18 protein-coding genes, 1 tRNA gene and 1 riboswitch are annotated in these 14,945 nt (G+C 66.3%); of the genes, 11 read left to right on the forward strand and 8 right to left on the reverse strand.

Features of this window, described 5'->3' with window-relative positions; genetic code table 11:
- Positions 1-73 precede the first annotated feature (73 nt).
- Entirely contained in the window at positions 74-988 is a 915-nt protein-coding gene (locus tag ACZ75I_RS07180) for an ADP-ribosylglycohydrolase family protein (protein WP_180870585.1), read from the forward strand.
- Positions 989-1,194: 206 nt separating this feature from the next.
- Complete coding sequence (locus tag ACZ75I_RS07185; protein WP_005415995.1) at positions 1,195-1,464, forward strand: hypothetical protein; 270 nt, start codon at positions 1,195-1,197, stop codon at positions 1,462-1,464.
- 22 nt (positions 1,465-1,486) lie between these two features.
- Here the strand turns inward: ACZ75I_RS07185 and ACZ75I_RS07190 are convergent, their stop codons facing one another.
- Positions 1,487-2,563: an alpha/beta hydrolase family protein gene (locus ACZ75I_RS07190; RefSeq protein ID WP_472958876.1), complete on the reverse strand. Its 1,077-nt coding sequence runs from the start codon at positions 2,561-2,563 to the stop codon at positions 1,487-1,489.
- Positions 2,564-2,746: 183 nt separating this feature from the next.
- Between ACZ75I_RS07190 and ACZ75I_RS07195 the strand changes: the two genes are divergently transcribed.
- Positions 2,747-3,580 carry an AraC family transcriptional regulator gene (locus ACZ75I_RS07195; protein WP_005415997.1) on the forward strand — a complete coding sequence of 278 codons (834 nt, stop codon included), beginning with the start codon at positions 2,747-2,749 and terminating at the stop codon, positions 3,578-3,580.
- A 3-nt stretch (positions 3,581-3,583) separates the two neighbouring features.
- On the opposite strand, the gene crcB is transcribed toward ACZ75I_RS07195, so the two are convergent.
- Complete coding sequence (crcB, locus tag ACZ75I_RS07200) at positions 3,584-3,976, reverse strand: fluoride efflux transporter CrcB (protein WP_061478548.1); 393 nt, start codon at positions 3,974-3,976, stop codon at positions 3,584-3,586.
- An 81-nt stretch (positions 3,977-4,057) separates the two neighbouring features.
- A riboswitch (Fluoride riboswitch) is annotated at positions 4,058-4,121 on the reverse strand.
- Between the two features lie 22 nt (positions 4,122-4,143).
- Positions 4,144-4,545 (reverse strand): helix-turn-helix domain-containing protein, encoded by a 402-nt coding sequence (locus ACZ75I_RS07205; RefSeq protein ID WP_061478466.1) that lies wholly within the window; start codon positions 4,543-4,545, stop codon positions 4,144-4,146.
- Between the two features lie 111 nt (positions 4,546-4,656).
- Here ACZ75I_RS07205 and ACZ75I_RS07210 point away from each other — a divergent pair, with 111 nt between their 5' ends.
- Positions 4,657-4,860 carry a helix-turn-helix domain-containing protein gene (locus ACZ75I_RS07210; RefSeq protein ID WP_061478465.1) on the forward strand — a complete coding sequence of 68 codons (204 nt, stop codon included), beginning with the start codon at positions 4,657-4,659 and terminating at the stop codon, positions 4,858-4,860.
- A 358-nt stretch (positions 4,861-5,218) separates the two neighbouring features.
- Positions 5,219-5,455 carry a hypothetical protein gene (locus ACZ75I_RS07215; RefSeq protein ID WP_061478464.1) on the forward strand — a complete coding sequence of 79 codons (237 nt, stop codon included), beginning with the start codon at positions 5,219-5,221 and terminating at the stop codon, positions 5,453-5,455.
- 9 nt (positions 5,456-5,464) lie between these two features.
- Here ACZ75I_RS07215 and ACZ75I_RS07220 read toward each other — a convergent pair whose 3' ends face one another.
- Together ACZ75I_RS07220 and ACZ75I_RS07225 are read right to left on the reverse strand one after the other, a co-directional pair.
- Positions 5,465-6,514: a 4Fe-4S dicluster domain-containing protein gene (locus ACZ75I_RS07220; RefSeq protein WP_472958877.1), complete on the reverse strand. Its 1,050-nt coding sequence runs from the start codon at positions 6,512-6,514 to the stop codon at positions 5,465-5,467.
- Complete coding sequence (locus ACZ75I_RS07225; RefSeq protein WP_014036651.1) at positions 6,511-6,798, reverse strand: hypothetical protein; 288 nt, start codon at positions 6,796-6,798, stop codon at positions 6,511-6,513. Before ACZ75I_RS07225 ends, ACZ75I_RS07220 begins: the two co-directional genes overlap by 4 nt.
- A gap of 179 nt (positions 6,799-6,977) precedes the next feature.
- On the opposite strand from ACZ75I_RS07225, the gene ACZ75I_RS07230 reads away from it, so the two are divergent.
- A complete protein-coding gene (locus ACZ75I_RS07230; protein WP_180870591.1) occupies positions 6,978-7,418 on the forward strand; it encodes a group III truncated hemoglobin in 441 nt (146 codons plus the stop codon).
- Between the two features lie 44 nt (positions 7,419-7,462).
- Positions 7,463-8,872, forward strand: a complete 1,410-nt coding sequence (gene hemN / locus ACZ75I_RS07235; protein ID WP_472958878.1) for an oxygen-independent coproporphyrinogen III oxidase — start codon at positions 7,463-7,465, stop codon at positions 8,870-8,872.
- Between the two features lie 21 nt (positions 8,873-8,893).
- On the opposite strand, the gene ACZ75I_RS07240 is transcribed toward hemN, so the two are convergent.
- A tRNA-Leu gene (locus ACZ75I_RS07240) sits at positions 8,894-8,980 on the reverse strand.
- A gap of 132 nt (positions 8,981-9,112) precedes the next feature.
- Here ACZ75I_RS07240 and ACZ75I_RS07245 point away from each other — a divergent pair.
- The 4 genes from ACZ75I_RS07245 (at position 9,113) to ACZ75I_RS07260 (ending at position 13,217) form a co-directional block, all read left to right on the forward strand.
- On the forward strand, positions 9,113-9,547 hold the full coding sequence (locus ACZ75I_RS07245; protein ID WP_088497736.1) for a BLUF domain-containing protein: 435 nt from the start codon (positions 9,113-9,115) through the stop codon (positions 9,545-9,547).
- 143 nt (positions 9,548-9,690) lie between these two features.
- The gene (locus ACZ75I_RS07250) at positions 9,691-10,977 is read left to right on the forward strand and encodes a nucleotide sugar dehydrogenase (RefSeq protein ID WP_134968039.1); all 1,287 of its coding nucleotides are present in this window, start codon (positions 9,691-9,693) and stop codon (positions 10,975-10,977) included.
- 55 nt (positions 10,978-11,032) lie between these two features.
- Complete coding sequence (locus tag ACZ75I_RS07255) at positions 11,033-12,655, forward strand: FMN-binding glutamate synthase family protein (protein ID WP_061478458.1); 1,623 nt, start codon at positions 11,033-11,035, stop codon at positions 12,653-12,655.
- A gap of 100 nt (positions 12,656-12,755) precedes the next feature.
- On the forward strand, positions 12,756-13,217 hold the full coding sequence (locus ACZ75I_RS07260) for a GNAT family N-acetyltransferase (protein WP_472958879.1): 462 nt from the start codon (positions 12,756-12,758) through the stop codon (positions 13,215-13,217).
- A 39-nt stretch (positions 13,218-13,256) separates the two neighbouring features.
- Here the strand turns inward: ACZ75I_RS07260 and ACZ75I_RS07265 are convergent, their stop codons facing one another.
- Both ACZ75I_RS07265 and ACZ75I_RS07270 read right to left on the reverse strand, forming a co-directional pair.
- Positions 13,257-14,504 (reverse strand): TIGR03862 family flavoprotein, encoded by a 1,248-nt coding sequence (locus ACZ75I_RS07265; protein ID WP_180870596.1) that lies wholly within the window; start codon positions 14,502-14,504, stop codon positions 13,257-13,259.
- Positions 14,491-14,925 carry an FKBP-type peptidyl-prolyl cis-trans isomerase gene (locus tag ACZ75I_RS07270; protein ID WP_049414258.1) on the reverse strand — a complete coding sequence of 145 codons (435 nt, stop codon included), beginning with the start codon at positions 14,923-14,925 and terminating at the stop codon, positions 14,491-14,493. Before ACZ75I_RS07270 ends, ACZ75I_RS07265 begins: the two co-directional genes overlap by 14 nt.
- Positions 14,926-14,945 lie beyond the last annotated feature (20 nt).

The raw sequence follows: 14,945 nt of genomic DNA on the forward strand, positions 1-14,945 counted from the left end.
GCGATCAGTTCCCCGCTCGCGATCACCGCCCGGCTGTCAGTTATGGCAGATGCGGTGGCGCTACACTCGTGTGATGAGCCAGATTGATCACTTCCGCGGCGCCTTGCTCGGCCTGGCGTGCGGCGATGCCGTCGGTACCACGCTGGAGTTCAAGCCTCGTGGCAGCTTCACCCCGATCACCGACATGGTGGGCGGTGGGCCGTTCCAGCTGCAGCCGGGGCAATGGACCGACGATACCTCCATGGCGATGTGCCTGGCCGAGAGCCTGGTGCGTTGCGACACCTTGGATGTGCACGATCAGATGAACCGCTACGCCAACTGGTACCGGCATGGGTACTGGAGTGCGACCGGCGAGTGCTTCGATATCGGTATGGCAACGCGGGCTGCCATCGACCGGTTCCTGCAGGACGGCCAACCGCTGGCGGGTAGTGACGACCCACGCAGCGCCGGCAATGGCTCGATCATGCGTTTGGCGCCGGTGGCATTGCGCTACGCCGGGACTCCCGACCTGCAGGCAATGGCCGAGCTGAGTTCGCGAACGACGCACGCTGCGCAGGAGTGCCTGGAGGCGTGCCGCCTGCTGGCCGTCGCGCTGGAGCGGGCGTTGGCAGGCGGCACCCGTGACGGGGTGCTGGATCTCAGCAATGTTCCCGTCGAGAGCGTGCGGCTGCAGCAGATCGCGGCGGGCGGCTACCGCGGTGCCGCGCGTGAGCAGATCCGTGGCAATGGCTATGTTGTCGACAGTCTGGAAGCTGCACTCTGGTGCTTTGATCGCCACGACACCTTTGAAGCCGTCGTACTCGAGGCGGCCAATCTTGGCGAGGACGCCGACACCACGGCCGCCATTGCGGGGCAGCTGGCGGGCGCATTCCATGGTGCGCGCGGAATCCCCGGGCGGTGGTTGCAGCGGCTGGCCCTGCGTGCCGAAATCCAGGCGCTGGCCGATGCGCTGCACGCCTTGAACCAGGGCAGCGACCGCGCTGCGTGAGTCGGGTTCCCTGCCTGTGAACTGCGCCGGCAGGGCGCTCCCTGCGGCCGCCATTTCCGACGCCGCGCAGCCGTTCGCCGCGCCCCGGTCGCCAGTCTCAGCCGGCCACGACATGGAAAGGCGCTATGGTCGAGTTCCACGTCTCAGGGAGCCGCAATGGCGAGCAAGGACATCACGCGTCGTTCCAGCCACGGAGCGAAACGGAAATGAGCAAAGTCACGGCAGATGTGCGCTGGTTGACCTTCCGCTTGAAGAACGGGCAATCCATTGGCCCGGATCGGCTGAAGGACGGATGGGTCATCGCCTCGGAAACCGCCCGCTGCGGGGTGCGCCGCGAGCATATCGAAGGGTCGGGCCTGGTGTATGCCCTGTACGCGCCGGCCAACCTGGCCTCACCACGGCGCGCGGAAATGCGCATGCGCGAATTCCTGATGAGCTCGGGCTACACCTTCACGATGGGCACGCTGGGCGGCTGACCTGCGCGTGGGCCGCGATTGCTCAACGCTGCGCGGCCTTCAACGCCTCGATGATCTGCGCGCCGGAGAAGCCACAATGGCCTTCGCCAACGGGCGGCAGCACCTGTGGCAGCGGACGGGCGCCGGCCCGTGCGGCCGTCTGCGGGTACACCGTCTGCATGCGCGGCACGATCGTCGGGTCGTTGTTGTTGAACTGGATCACCAGTGGTCGCCTCAACGCACCGCTCAATGCCAGCTCCCTGCGGACAGCGGCCTGCGCGGCAGGCACGGCATCGACACGTTGCACGCCGGCATTGAACGCCATGTCGTCACCGAAGCCGCTGTAAGCCACACCTCTGTTGCCCACCGGCATGCCGCCACTGCGCGTGGCCAGTTCGTGCAGGACCAGAGCATGCAGGCTGATCGTGCCGGCCAGTGCATCAGCGGACACCTGCAGCCGCTGTGCCAGCAACGCGGCATGCGAGGGGCTGCGTTGCAGCGCATTGGAGATGCCCTGGTACAGTTCGCCCTGTGGCAGCGCAGCCGCGTCGCGTGAGACCAGGCCCGCAGCCGGCAGGCCTTCGGCCTTGGCAAAGAAGTAATCGAAAGCGACCAGCGTGGTCAGCAGATCACTCGCGATCTGTTCGCCACTGAGATTGGCGCCGCATAGCGACACGCCACCAGCGTAGTGTTGCGGGAACCGTTCGAGGCTGGCGAGGGTCACGGCGCCGCCCATCGAAAATCCCAGCATCCAGATATGGCGCACATGCTTGAGTTCAGCCACTGCATGCCGGCGCAGGCGTTCCATGTCGGTGATCGCATCGGCCACCGCCCAGCCCTGGCTGGCATAGGCGCTCTGCGCGACGGCGTAGCCTGCCGCCAGCAGTGGCGCGGTGCCGTCATTGGCAGCCATCGGCGTAGCACGTGGCATGCCTACCGGCTCGTAGCCGTGCGCCAGCATCACCAGGTCACCGTTCCAGTCGGCCGGCACGTCCAAGCGCCACGGCGCGCCCTGCAGCTCGCCACTGAACGTGCGCGGAGATGCAGCGGGTGCGGCCATCACCGGTGTCGCAGGGAATAGCAGGGCGAGGGAGAGGGCATATCGTAGCCAGCGACACATCACGGGCATTCCATCCGGGAATCGCGTCAGCTTAGACGCCGCCAGCAGCCTGCGCGCGCTGCACTGCCGCAGGAAGGGCGGGCTGGGGGGGCGCCCGCTCCCGGAGTTGATCACGTCCGCTACGGGAGGATTCCGATACGATGTGTCGCCTTGATCTCTTTCTACTTTACCCAGGGTCCCGTCATGGTCGACCGGCTCGCCATTCTGCTTGAACGCTTTGCGGTCACTGCCTCGGTGTTCCATGCCGGCGCGCTGTGTGGCATCAACTCGCTGGCGGGCGAGGATGACGCCGGGCAGCTGCACCTGGTGCGACGTGGCCCGCTGCAGGTCAGCCATGGCCAGCAGACCGTCCAGGTCGAGGTGCCGAGCCTGCTGCTGTACCCACGGCCGATGCCGCATCGGTTCAGTACCGATCCGCAGCATGGCGCCGACATGGCCTGCGCCAATCTGCATTTCGAGGGCGGGCGGCTCAACCCGATCAGCGCGGCGTTGCCCGATTTCATCTGCCTGCCGCTGGCCGACCTGTACGGCGGCAACGCAGCGCTGGAGCTGCTGTTCGAAGAAGCCTTCGAGCAGCGCTGTGGGCGTGCGGCGATGGTCAACCGGCTGTTCGAGGTGGTGATGATCCAGGTGCTGCGGCAGCTGATGGAAGGGGGCGAGATGCGTGGTGGCCTGTTTGCCGGGCTGGGGCATCCGCGGCTGCGGCTGGCGCTGGTGGCGATGCATGAAGCGCCCGCACAGTCCTGGACCCTGGAAGACCTGGCCGAGGTCGCCGGCATGTCACGCAGCGTCTTTGCTGCCAGTTTCCGTGAGGCGATGGGCACTACCCCGGGCCAGTACCTGCAGGGCTGGCGGGTGGGCCTGGCGCAGCAGGCGCTGCGCCAGGGGCGCCCATTGAAGCGGATCGCTGACGACGTCGGCTATGGCAGCGAAGCCGCACTGTCGCGTGCATTCAAGGCACATACCGGACAGTCGCCGCGGGAGTGGCGCGGACAGGCCCGCGCCGGCGCGGGCTGAGCCTCAGCCCAGCACCAGCCGGGCCAGTTTCATGCCACCGAACAGGCCAACCAGGCCCAGCGCCACCGAACCGCCGGCGTACAACGCTGCCAGGCCATGCTGGCCGCGCTGCAGCAGCAGACCGATTTCCAGCGCGTAGGTGGAAAATGTGGTGTAGCCGCCGAGGACGCCGGTGGCCAGCAGAAGGCGCAACTGCGGTGAGGCGCCATTGCGCAGGGCGAAGGCTTCGACCAGCACGCCCATCAGCAGTGCACCGCTGATGTTGATCAGGAAGGTCGACCATGGCCACGGGCTGCCGACTGATACCCGCGCACCGATCAGGTTGCAGGCATAGCGAAGGCAGGCGCCGAGCCCGCCGCCGATGAAGACCAGCAGATAATTGTTCAATGCGTGCATCACGTGCCTCGGTTGCGGGTTCGCTGATTCGATGGCGAACGCCGACGGCAGGCACGGCCCGCCATCGACGAACACCGGTTCGTCCTGGCAGGAGCCATCAGCCCTTTCGGGCGGTTATCGGGGGAGCCCCATCCCCATCCGCGACCATGCTACCAGTGGCAGTGCATTCACGTCATCGAGGTCGTCAGCACCCGGATGACCTTGCTGCGGCTGAAGCCGTCCATCAGCAGTTCGAAGGCCAGCAGGTCCAGGGCCGCGTGGCGGCGATGGTCGATCTGCAATCCCTTCTCCTCCACCAGATGGCTGACCAGTTCGTAGGCGTCCTGCCAGACATCCAGGTGGGCCTGGCTGGGGATATAGGTATTGCCCCGCTCACCGACGCCAAGCCCGCTCACGCCGTACAGCAGTTCACGCGCGTCCAGTTTGGCCGCATCGGCGATGCGGAACAGCTGTTCGGCCTTCACATGGGCGGGGCTGACATGGTCGTTGAGCCAGTTGCTGATGGTTGCCGTCGTCGAATCGGCGGCGCGGGCCAGATCGGCCGGGCGAGGATGCCCGGCTTTCTTCATGGCAATGGCGAGTCGTTGGCCGAGAGTATTCATCTATGCAAGCCAGCTTAACGCGTGGATCGCAAAGTGCCCTTGTTCCAAGAATAAGTCTGGTTAACAGAAGGACCGACCGTGACCGAATTCTGGAGCAAGGGGCAGGTACGCGCCCGGCTGGGTTTCCGGACCGATGCCGAACTGGCGCGCTTTTTTGGCATAAGCCGATCTGCAGTGTCGCAATGGCCCAAGAACTTTCCGATTCCTGCGCTACGCCAATACATTCTGCATCAGCGCTACCCCAACCTGTTCCCCGCGACTGAGGCTACGCAGGGCGAGTAAGCCTCAACTACGCCGCCTTTTGTCGCATATAGCACTCTAAACAGTATTTGCTAAGTATGCTTAGCAACATTGGAAACTTCGATGGAACGGGACTGGCTCATCGATGGCGCCTACCAAAGCGGGGCCGGGAAATCGGGGCAGCGTGTCGGGTCCGACCCATCCGGGCACCCCGTCTCCCCGCATGTGGTTTCGTGAACGATTAATAATTTCGATCACGAAAGTCGCGTTATGTAATTGACCTGTCGTGAAATCTATGACTAATTGGGATCAACCGGACGTGAAGCCCGGGAGTCTTTCAGTAGCTCGCAAGTGAGTCGGTAGACCGTCAACGATGCAGAACAAGTCCAACGGAGGTCGTATGGAATACGGCATGCATGGCTTGGCTGAACGGGTACGCCGCGAACTGGAAGCCAGTTATCACAAACACGGATGCGGTCCGGCGTTCTGGGATACCTACCAGCAGGTGCTGGACCGCCTGGTCCCGCAGGGGACCGAGCGTACCGAAGTCACCAATGAAATGGCGCTGATCATCGAGCAGCTGGGCATCGTCCGACGTGCGCAGCTGGTTCCGCCGCACGCCAACGGGCAGCGTTGATCCGTTGATTCAAAGCAGGCGCCAGGCGCCGCAGGCCAACAGCGCCAGCAGCATCGACAGCAGTGCCAGGGTCCGCGGTCGCCACCATTGCCGCGGTTGCCCGGCCATGGCCTGCGGACTGCAGTAGCGTACCAGCCCCGGGCCGAAACCGGCCTGGTGCTGCTGCTGCGAGCAGGCCTCCAGGCAGGCGCCGCAGGCCAGGCAATCGGCCTGAGGTCCCTGGCGGATATCCAGTTGCATCGGGCAGGCGCTGACACAGGCAGCGCAATCGGTGCAGTCGCCCAGGCGGTCGGCGCTGAAGGTAGGCATCGGTCCGGCCAGCAGCGGATGTGCAGCGCGGAACACGTAGTCCTGTGCGGTGGTCGGGTCGAGCAGGCCACGGCCGCGTCCGAGCACGCCCCCCAGCCCAGACGGACGCATGCCGCGCGGTTCGCCGCGGCGCGCGTCGTACAACATGCGCGGTGTATGCGGATCGGTCAGCAGCGGCTGCAGGCGCGCGAACGGGCACAGCGAACGGCACACCTGCTCGCGCAGGAAGCCGGCATTGCCCCAGGTGGCGGCGGCATAGAACAGCACCCAGAACGTTTCCCAGCCGCTCCAGCCGGCATGCGGCGCGGCGGCCACCAGTTCTTCGATCGGGCTGAACAGACCGACGAACGTGATGCCGGTCCACAGCGACAGCAGCCCCCATGCCACCTGGGTGGCAGGGCGCACGGCGGGCGCTGGCAAGGCCCGGGCCATGGCGCGCGCAATCCAGTCGAAGGCGCGGCGCCATAGCGTCTGCGGGCAGGCGTGGCCGCACCAGATGCGGCCGGCGAGGTGGGTGAGCAGCGCGAGGCCGACCGCCAGCACCGCCAGCAACCCGATCAGCACGCCGACATCGCTGGGCCACAATGTCCAGCCAAACAGGTCAAAGCGCCGCGCGTTGATGTCCAGCAGCAGGGCCTGCCGCCCATTCCAGCGCAGCCATGGCAGGGCATAGAACAAGGCCAGCAAGAGCATGCTGAGCGCGCCGCGCCAATGCCAGCGGCGTGGGATTCCGGTGCAGGGCGTGCTCATCCCAGCGGCAGCTCGTCGTCGTCGTCGCTTGGCATCGGTCGCTGCAGGTACCAGGTGACCGCGCTGGACAGTGCGGTCACCGACCAGAACATGAAGAATCCTGCCGTATAGCCCAGTTCGCGGCTGATCGCCGTACCCGGAAAGCTGATCGCCTGCAGACGCAGCGGGTCGACAAAGGCGAAGAACACCACGCTGGCCAGGCCTGCAGCGATGAAGCTGGGCCAGAGGATGGCGCCCCAGTGCTGGATCAGCTGCTGGCGGCGGCTGGGAGAGGGTCTGTTCATGCTGTCCCGGATCGGAATGAGGGCGGCGCGTATACTCCGCCGAGGCTGGCGCAGCATCCGCAGGGCATGCTTCCTGCAGGCGTGCCAGCCTAGGTGCAGCGAACTGCGCCGACATTGATCTGGATCAACGGCGGTGCCGGCCGGCTACGGCACACTGCCGGCAAGCTTTGGGTGCCCCGATGAACGCAATGCCGCCGCCCGTCCTGCCCGTCGCCTCGCCCGGGTTGTGCACCGAGCTGGAAGTGACCCGCCTGGTCCACGACTTCTATGCGCGCGTGCGCGAGGAAGAGCGGTTGGGGCCCGTGTTCGAGGCACACGTCCGCGACTGGCCGGAACACCTGGCGCAGCTGGTCGATTTCTGGTCGGCAATGCTGCGCGGCACGCGCCGCTTCAAGGGCTCGCCGATGTCCAAGCACATGGCCATCGAGCTGGACAAGGACCTGTTCGACCGCTGGCTGGTGCTGTTCCGGATCACCACCGCCGAGTGCGGCAACCCGCCCATGCAGGTGCTGGCCAACGACGTCGCCACGCGCATCGGTGACACCTTCTGGAAGCGCTACCAGATGCTGCGCTGGCCGCAGGTCGGCCTGCCGGTGCTGGGAATCCCCGCCCGCGATTGATCTGGGTCAAGGCGGTCGGGTACGCCCGGCGCGATGCTGGCGGCATGGACACGTTCTCTCCCGCCGCCGGCGGTCTTGCCTGGACCTTCGACCCCGACCTGCTGCGCCGGCATGACCGGCCGGGGCCGCGCTACACCTCGTATCCGACCGCGCCTCATTTCCACGATGGCTTCGATGCGCCGGCACTGCGCCAGGCAATCGCCGACAGCAACCAGCTGGCCCGCGCGCTGTCGCTGTACGTGCATGTGCCGTTCTGCTCCAGCCCCTGCTTCTACTGCGGCTGCAACCGGGTGATCACCCGCGACCGCGGCCGTGGCCACAGCTACGTCGCGCGCGTGCTGGCCGAGGCCGACCTGCTGGCGCCGCAGTTCGAGGACGGCCGTGAGGTCATCCAGCTGCACCTGGGCGGGGGCACGCCGAACTTCCTCGAGGCCGAGGCGATGACCACGCTGGTGGAAGGACTGCGCCGGCGCTTTGATTTCAGCGATTCGCCGCAGCGCGATTTCTCGATCGAACTCGATCCGCGCTTCATCGATACCCGCGATGTCGCCATGCTTGCACGGCTGGGCTTCAACCGGGCCAGCCTGGGCGTGCAGGATTTCGACCCACAGGTACAGGAAGCGATCAACCGCGTGCAGGGCGTGCAGCAGACGCTGGACATCCTGCAGGCCTGCCGCGACAGCGGCATGCGTTCGGTCAACGTCGACCTGATCTATGGGCTGCCGGGACAGAGCCTGGAAGGGTTTGGCCGCACCCTGGAACGGGTGCTGGCATTGCGCCCGGATCGCCTGGCGGTGTACGGCTACGCACACCTGCCGCATCTGTTCCGCGCACAGAAGCAGATCGACGAACGCCGCTTGCCTTCGCCGGAAGACAAGCTGGCGCTGCTGGGCCTGGCGGTGGAGAAACTCTCTGCGGCCGGCTACCAGTACATCGGCATGGATCACTTCGCATTGCCGGAAGAAGATCTGTCACGTGCGCAGCGCGCCGGGCAGCTGCATCGCAATTTCATGGGCTATACCACCCACGCCGACACCGATCTGCTCGGCCTGGGCGTGAGTGCGATCAGCCACATCGGTGCCACCTACAGCCAGAATCCGCGCGACCTGCCGTCGTGGGAGGATGCCGTGGACCAGGGGCAGTTGCCGGTGTGGCGCGGTGTGGCGCTCAGCGCCGACGACCAGCTGCGCGCAGAACTCATCCAGCAGCTGATGTGCCAGGGCGAGGTGGACGGTGCGGTGCTGGGCCAGCGCCATGGCGTGGATTTCGAGCAGTACTTCGCCGAAGACCTGCGTTCGGTACAGCGGCTGCAGGAAGACGGCCTGGCCGAGTACCGTGACGGTGTAGTGCGCGCCAGCGAGCCTGGACGGCCATTGCTGCGGCTGCTGGCGATGTGCTTCGACCCATACCTGCGTGCCGTCTGCGAGCAGCCGCGCTACTCGCGTGCAATCTGACGTTCGTCGTGAAAAGTGCGATGGTGCCCGGAGCCGGAATCGAACCGGCATGGGGTTGCCCCCGGCGGATTTTAAGTCCGATGCGTCTACCAGTTTCGCCATCCGGGCCTGCAGCGCGGCGCCGATTGTAGCCCAGCTGCAGAATCCCGACCGGATTGCAGTGGAGCGGCGGTGTGCTTAACTGTCGCTCCCATTCATGTCATAGTCCAAAGCCTCGTTCCCAGGGGGGGGAGCCACCCGATGTCGCTGCACGCGATTGCCTATGCCAGCGAGGCCCGCGCCGACCTGCAGACAACCGATCTTGACCGCCTGCTGGCCGATGCCACGGCATTCAACCGAGTAGCCGGTGTCACGGGTGTGCTGATGTTCGATGGCAGCCGTTTCCTGCAGTACCTGGAAGGCCCGGAGGATGGCATCGATTCGGTGTACCAGCGCATCGCCAATGCGCGCAGCCATGGACAACTGAAGGTGCTGTGCCGCGCGCCGGTGGCGCAGCGGGCATTCCCGCGCTGGTCGATGGGGACCCGGCGCATTGATACAGAACTGCTGGTACAGATCGTCGACGCCTCATGGCCGGGCTTCGTGCTTGGCGGCGGTGGCTTCGAGCGCCTGCTGCAGGCCTGGACCGGCGCCGATGGCGAACTGGAGCCGGCCGCGGTCGCACTGGGCTCCTGACCCCACCTTGGCGGCCGGGCACCCGGGCCGTTAGGCTGTAGCCTTTCTCGCATGGATCTTCCCGGAGTGGCAAAGCGAATGAGTAGGTCGGCCATGCCCATGGCAGTACGCATGCGATTTCAGCCGTTGCATGGGATGCGGCGTTGAGCGCGCCGCTTGCGGCAGCAGCGTCGCCGCGCTTCGCGGTGATCGGGCTGGGCTACGTGGGCCTGCCACTGGCGGTGGCCTTCGGCCGGCACTGGCCGACGCTCGGCTTCGACATCGATGCTGATCGCATCGCCGAGCTCCGCGACGGCCAGGACCATACGCTGGAAATGGAGGCCGATGAGCTGGCCAGTGCGCAGCAGTTGCAGTACGGCAGCGATCCTGCTTTGCTCGATGCCTGCAATGTCTACATCGTTACCGTGCCGACCCCGATCGATGCCTATGAGCAGCCCGATCTGGAGCCGCTGCGTTCGGCGACGCGGCTGATCGCCAGCCACCTGCGTGCGGGTGACCTGGTGATCTACGAATCCACGGTGTACCCCGGCACCACCGAAGAGGTCTGCGTGCCGCTGCTGGAGCAGCTGTCCGGGCTGCGCTTCAACGAAGACTTCTACTGTGGTTACAGCCCGGAGCGGGTCAGCCCCGGCGACCGACAGCGGCGCCTGGCCGATATCCGCAAGATCACCTCGGGGTCGACACCGGAAGTGGCTGCGGTGATTGATGGCCTGTACCAGCGCATCATCGCCGCCGGTACCTTCCCGGCGCCGTCGATGCGTGTGGCCGAAGCGGCCAAGGTGGTGGAGAACATCCAGCGTGACGTCAACATCGCGCTGGTCAATGAGCTGGCGCTGATCTTCGACCGGCTCGGCATCGACACCCAGGATGTGCTCGACGCCGCCGGCAGCAAGTGGAACTTCCTGCCGTTCCGGCCGGGCCTGGTCGGCGGCCACTGCATCGGCGTGGACCCGTACTACCTGCTGCACAAGTCCGAGAGCGTGGGTTACCACCCGGACCTGATCCACACCGCGCGGCAGGTCAACAACCGCGTCGGTGAGCACGTGGCGTCGCGTGTGCTGGCAATGCTGGCCGAACGCGGCCGCGCACCTGCGCAGTCGCGTATCCTGGTGCTGGGCGTGACCTTCAAGGAGGATTGCCCGGACCTGCGCAACAGCCGCGCGCTGGAACTGGCGCAGCGCCTGCGTGATGCCGGCGCACAGGTGGAGGTCAGCGACCCGTGGGTCGGCCCGGCGGCATTGGCCGACGCGGGCGTGCACTGGCTGGCCGAGCCGTTGGCGGGGAGTTACGACGCCGTAGTTCTGGCAGTGGCCCATGCCCGATTCAAAGCCATGGATGACGCCGCAATCCAGGCGCTGCTGGCGCCCGGCGGCATCGTCTACGACGTGAAATCGGCCTGGCCGCGCAACGTGGTTGACGGTCGCCTGTAAACGCCGGTGATGGCCGGCGCGGTAGACTCGCAGGCAGTTGCAACCAAGGAACGCCATGCACCGGTATATCGTCTACCTGCTTGCCATCCTGATGTTTCCCATCTGCCTGTGGTTGGCCACGATCTGGCCGGCCTGGTACTGGGGCGTCGGCCTGACTGCCGCGATGGTGGCGCTGGGGACCTGGGATCTGCTGCAGAAGCGCAGCACGCTGCGCCGCAACTATCCGGTGATGGCGCATTTCCGCTATGGCCTGGAATCAATCGGCCCGGAAATCCGCCAGTACTTCGTGCAGAGCGACCTGGAGGACGTGCCGTTCTCGCGCCAGCAGCGTGCGCTGATCTACCAGCGCGCAAAGAACGAAATGGACACGGTGCCGTTCGGTACCCTGCGCAGTACCTATGCGGTGGATTACGAGTGGATCAACCATTCGCTGGCTCCCACCTCCATTGCCAAGCATGATTTCCGCGTGCTGATTGGGCCGAACTGCGCCAAGCCTTATTCGGCCAGCGTGTTCAACATCTCGGCGATGAGCTTCGGTTCGCTCTCGGCCAACGCGATCCGCGCACTGAACGAAGGTGCGCGGCGCGGTGGCTTCTACCACGACACCGGCGAAGGTTCGATTTCGCCCTACCACCGCGAGATGGGCGGCGATCTGGTCTGGGAAATCGGCTCGGGCTACTTCGGCTGCCGTGACGAGAAGGGTGGTTTCAGCGAAGAGCGCTTCGTCGCCAACGCTACCCACGACCAGGTCAAGATGATCGAGATCAAGCTGTCGCAGGGTGCCAAGCCGGGCCACGGCGGCGTGCTGCCGGCACCAAAGGTGACCGCCGAAATATCGGTGACCCGTGGTGTTCCGATGGGCGTGGACTGCGTATCGCCGTCGCGTCACTCGGCATTCTCGACGCCGGTCGAACTGTTGCAGTTCGTGGCCCGGCTGCGCGAGCTGTCCGGTGGCAAGCCGGTCGGTTTCAAGCTGGCCATCGGCCACCCCTGGGAATGGTTCGGCATCGCCAAGGCGATGCAGGAAACCGGGCTGCTGCCGGACTTCATCGTGGTTGATGGTGCCGAGGGAGGCACCGGCGCGGCGCCGGCTGAATTCGTCGACCATGTCGGCGTACCGATGCATGAAGCACTGCTGCTGGTGCACAACACCCTGGTCGGCCTGGACCTGCGCGAGCGCATCCGCATCGGCGCCGCTGGCAAGATCACCAGTGCGTTCGACATCGCGCGCACCATCGCGCTGGGTGCCGACTGGTGCAATGCCGGCCGAGGCTTCATGTTCGCGCTGGGCTGCATCCAGTCGTTGAGCTGCCACACCGACAAATGCCCGACCGGCATCGCGACCCAGGACCCTGCGCGCTGGAAGCATCTGGATGCACCGGACAAGGCCACCCGTGTGTACAGCTATCACGAGCACACGCTGCATGCCTTGAAGGAACTGTTGTGCGCGGCGGGCCTGAACGATCCGGCCGAGCTGGGGCCGGAGCACATCCTGCGTCGCGTGTCGCCGGTGGAAATCCGTTCGCTGGCGTCGCTTTACCGCTACCTGGAACCGGGCGAGCTGCTGCACAAGGTGCCCGATCATGCGGTATTCCATGCCTTCTGGGCCGATGCGCGCAGCGACTCGTTCCAGCCGCCGCCGAAGATCCAGGCTCTGCGCGCCAGCAAGTCGCGGTAGCGTGATGTTGTAGAGCCGAGCCCATGCTCGGCTGCTGTTCTCATCGCGAGGTCGGAACGAAGAACAGCCGAGCATGGGCTCGGCTCTACGAGGAGATGTCATGCAGTTCAGGACCGGTACCATCGACGATGTCGCCACGCTGTGGGCGCTGCGCACGCGTTGCGTGCGCGAGACCTGCAGCAGCCATTACCCACCCGAGATCATTGCGCCCTGGTCGGCGTCGCCCCCGCCGTCGCAGTATGCGCGGCTGGTGTCGCAGGGCGGATGCGTAGTGGCGGAGGACGGGCAGGGTGGCCTGCTCGGCTTCGGCGTCTTTGATGTCGATGCCAATGAAGTCGATGCGTTGTTCGTCGATCCGGATCATGGCGGCCTGGGCATTGGCCGGGCGCTGATGCAGCGCCTGCTGGCGATGGCTGATCGTGAGCGCGAGGTGGTGCTGTCGGCCTCGCTCAACGCCGTGCCGTTCTATCAACGGCAGGGCTTTGTCAGCGTGGGTGAGGAAGCCTATGCACATCCCAGCGGTGTGGCGTTGGCCTCGGTGAGCATGCGCAGGCCGTGGTGATGTGCCGTCGAGCATGGGCTCGACGCTACACGGCAGGCGTCACCGCCCGGCCAACCAACCGATCACGCCCTCGGCGGCACGCCGGCCACTGGCGTAGCACGCGGTCAGCAGGTAGCCGCCGGTGGGGGCCTCCCAGTCCAGCATTTCACCGGCGCAGAACACGCCAGGAACGGCCCGCAGCATCAGGCCGTCATCCAGCGCATCCAGGCGCACGCCACCGGCGGTGCTGATCACCTCGGCCATCGGCCTTGGGCGCAGCAGGCGCAGCGGCAGGTGCTTGAGCGTGGCGGCCACAGCCGGCAGGTCGTTGCCGGCCTCCCTGCCAAGAATCTCGAACACGAGTGCGGCCTTCACCGCATCCAGACCCGCCTGGCGGCGCAGGTGCTCGCCGAAGCTTCGGCCCTTGCGCGGACGTGACAGGTCGGCCAGCAGGCGCGCCTCGTCGCGACCCGGCACCAGGTCCAGCCACAGCATAGCGTGGCCATCGCGGTTGATGGTCTCGCGCAGGTCGGCGGCCAACGCGTAGACCAGGCTGCCTTCAATGCCGTATTCGCTGGCCACGCACTCGCCTTGCAGCGACAGCGGTTGTCCAGCCAGGTCGATCCAGTGCGCGACCACCGGCTTCAATGGTGCGCCGGCGTTGCGCTGGGCAAAGAACGGCGTCCAGTCCACGTCGAAGCCACAATTGGCTGACTGCAGCGGCGCGATGTCCACGCCACGCGCCTGCAGTGGCACGACCCAGGCGCCGTCGCTGCCCAGCTGCGGCCAACTGCCGCCGCCCATCGCCAGTACCGTGGCATCGGGGTGCACATCGATTTCCCCCGCCTCGGTGGCAAAGCGCAGGGCGCCGTCGTCGCTCCAGCCGATCCAACGGTGGTTGGCATGCAGGCGCACACCCTGATCCTTCAACCGGCGCACCCAGCCGCGCAGCAGCGGCGCCGCCTTGCGGTCGACCGGGAACACGCGGCCGGAGCTGCCCACATAGGTTTCCACGCCCAGGCCGGCGGCCCAGTCACGCAATGCCTGCGCGTCGAAGCCATCCAGCCAGCTGCCGACCACGGCGGCCTGCTCGCGGTAGCGGCTGTCGAACAACGGCCGCGGATCGGAATGGGTGAGGTTGAGCCCGCCCTTGCCGGCGATCAGGAACTTGCGGCCAGGCGACCCCTTGGCCTCGTACAGGTCGACCTCCAGCCCAGCGGCACGCAGGCGTTCGGCGGCGAACAGGCCGGCCGGGCCGCCGCCAATGACGACGACCCGATGGGGCATGGCGGCATTACGGTTTGACATCGAGCAGCTCGACGTCGAACACCAGCGACGAGCCCGCCGGAATCGGGCCGACCTTGCGGTCCCCGTAACCGTAGTCCGGCGGAATCATCAGCGTGCGCTTGCCGCCGACCTTCATGCCGGCCACGCCCTCGTCCCAGCCGCGGATGACCTGGCCGGCGCCGAGCGCGAAGGTGAACGGCTCGCCGTGCTTGAAGGAGCTGTCAAAGGTCTTGCCGTGCCTGGTCTCGGTACGGTTGTCGTAGATCCAGCCGGTGTAGTGCACCGTGACCTTGCTGCCGGCGATGGCTTCGGCGCCGGTGCCGGGCACGGTATCGATCCGCTCGAAGGTGGTCAGCGTGCCGCCGGGCGGCGGGCCGGATGGTTCGGTCGAGCAGCCAGCGGCGGCGAGGGACAGCAGCAGGGGAAGCAGCAGGCGGCGCATCGGGCGTCTCCAGAAGGGCG

This window comes from Stenotrophomonas sp. X, from assembly GCF_055721025.1.

Excerpts from the sequence above, each read along its gene's own strand:
- hemN (WP_472958878.1), top strand. The coding sequence starts at position 7,463 with ATGGACACGTTCTCTCCCGCCGCCGGCGGTCTTGCCTGGACCTTCGAC.
- ACZ75I_RS07195 (WP_005415997.1), top strand. The coding sequence starts at position 2,747 with ATGGTCGACCGGCTCGCCATTCTGCTTGAACGCTTTGCGGTCACTGCC.
- crcB (WP_061478548.1), bottom strand. The coding sequence starts at position 3,976 with ATGCACGCATTGAACAATTATCTGCTGGTCTTCATCGGCGGCGGGCTC.
- ACZ75I_RS07205 (WP_061478466.1), bottom strand. The coding sequence starts at position 4,545 with ATGAAGAAAGCCGGGCATCCTCGCCCGGCCGATCTGGCCCGCGCCGCC.
- ACZ75I_RS07215 (WP_061478464.1), top strand. The coding sequence starts at position 5,219 with ATGGAATACGGCATGCATGGCTTGGCTGAACGGGTACGCCGCGAACTG.
- ACZ75I_RS07190 (WP_472958876.1), bottom strand. The coding sequence starts at position 2,563 with ATGTGTCGCTGGCTACGATATGCCCTCTCCCTCGCCCTGCTATTCCCT.
- ACZ75I_RS07255 (WP_061478458.1), top strand. The coding sequence starts at position 11,033 with ATGCACCGGTATATCGTCTACCTGCTTGCCATCCTGATGTTTCCCATC.
- ACZ75I_RS07260 (WP_472958879.1), top strand. The coding sequence starts at position 12,756 with ATGCAGTTCAGGACCGGTACCATCGACGATGTCGCCACGCTGTGGGCG.
- ACZ75I_RS07245 (WP_088497736.1), top strand. The coding sequence starts at position 9,113 with ATGTCGCTGCACGCGATTGCCTATGCCAGCGAGGCCCGCGCCGACCTG.
- ACZ75I_RS07230 (WP_180870591.1), top strand. The coding sequence starts at position 6,978 with ATGAACGCAATGCCGCCGCCCGTCCTGCCCGTCGCCTCGCCCGGGTTG.
- ACZ75I_RS07270 (WP_049414258.1), bottom strand. The coding sequence starts at position 14,925 with ATGCGCCGCCTGCTGCTTCCCCTGCTGCTGTCCCTCGCCGCCGCTGGC.
- ACZ75I_RS07225 (WP_014036651.1), bottom strand. The coding sequence starts at position 6,798 with ATGAACAGACCCTCTCCCAGCCGCCGCCAGCAGCTGATCCAGCACTGG.
- ACZ75I_RS07185 (WP_005415995.1), top strand. The coding sequence starts at position 1,195 with ATGAGCAAAGTCACGGCAGATGTGCGCTGGTTGACCTTCCGCTTGAAG.
- ACZ75I_RS07180 (WP_180870585.1), top strand. The coding sequence starts at position 74 with ATGAGCCAGATTGATCACTTCCGCGGCGCCTTGCTCGGCCTGGCGTGC.
- ACZ75I_RS07220 (WP_472958877.1), bottom strand. The coding sequence starts at position 6,514 with ATGAGCACGCCCTGCACCGGAATCCCACGCCGCTGGCATTGGCGCGGC.
- ACZ75I_RS07265 (WP_180870596.1), bottom strand. The coding sequence starts at position 14,504 with ATGTCAAACCGTAATGCCGCCATGCCCCATCGGGTCGTCGTCATTGGC.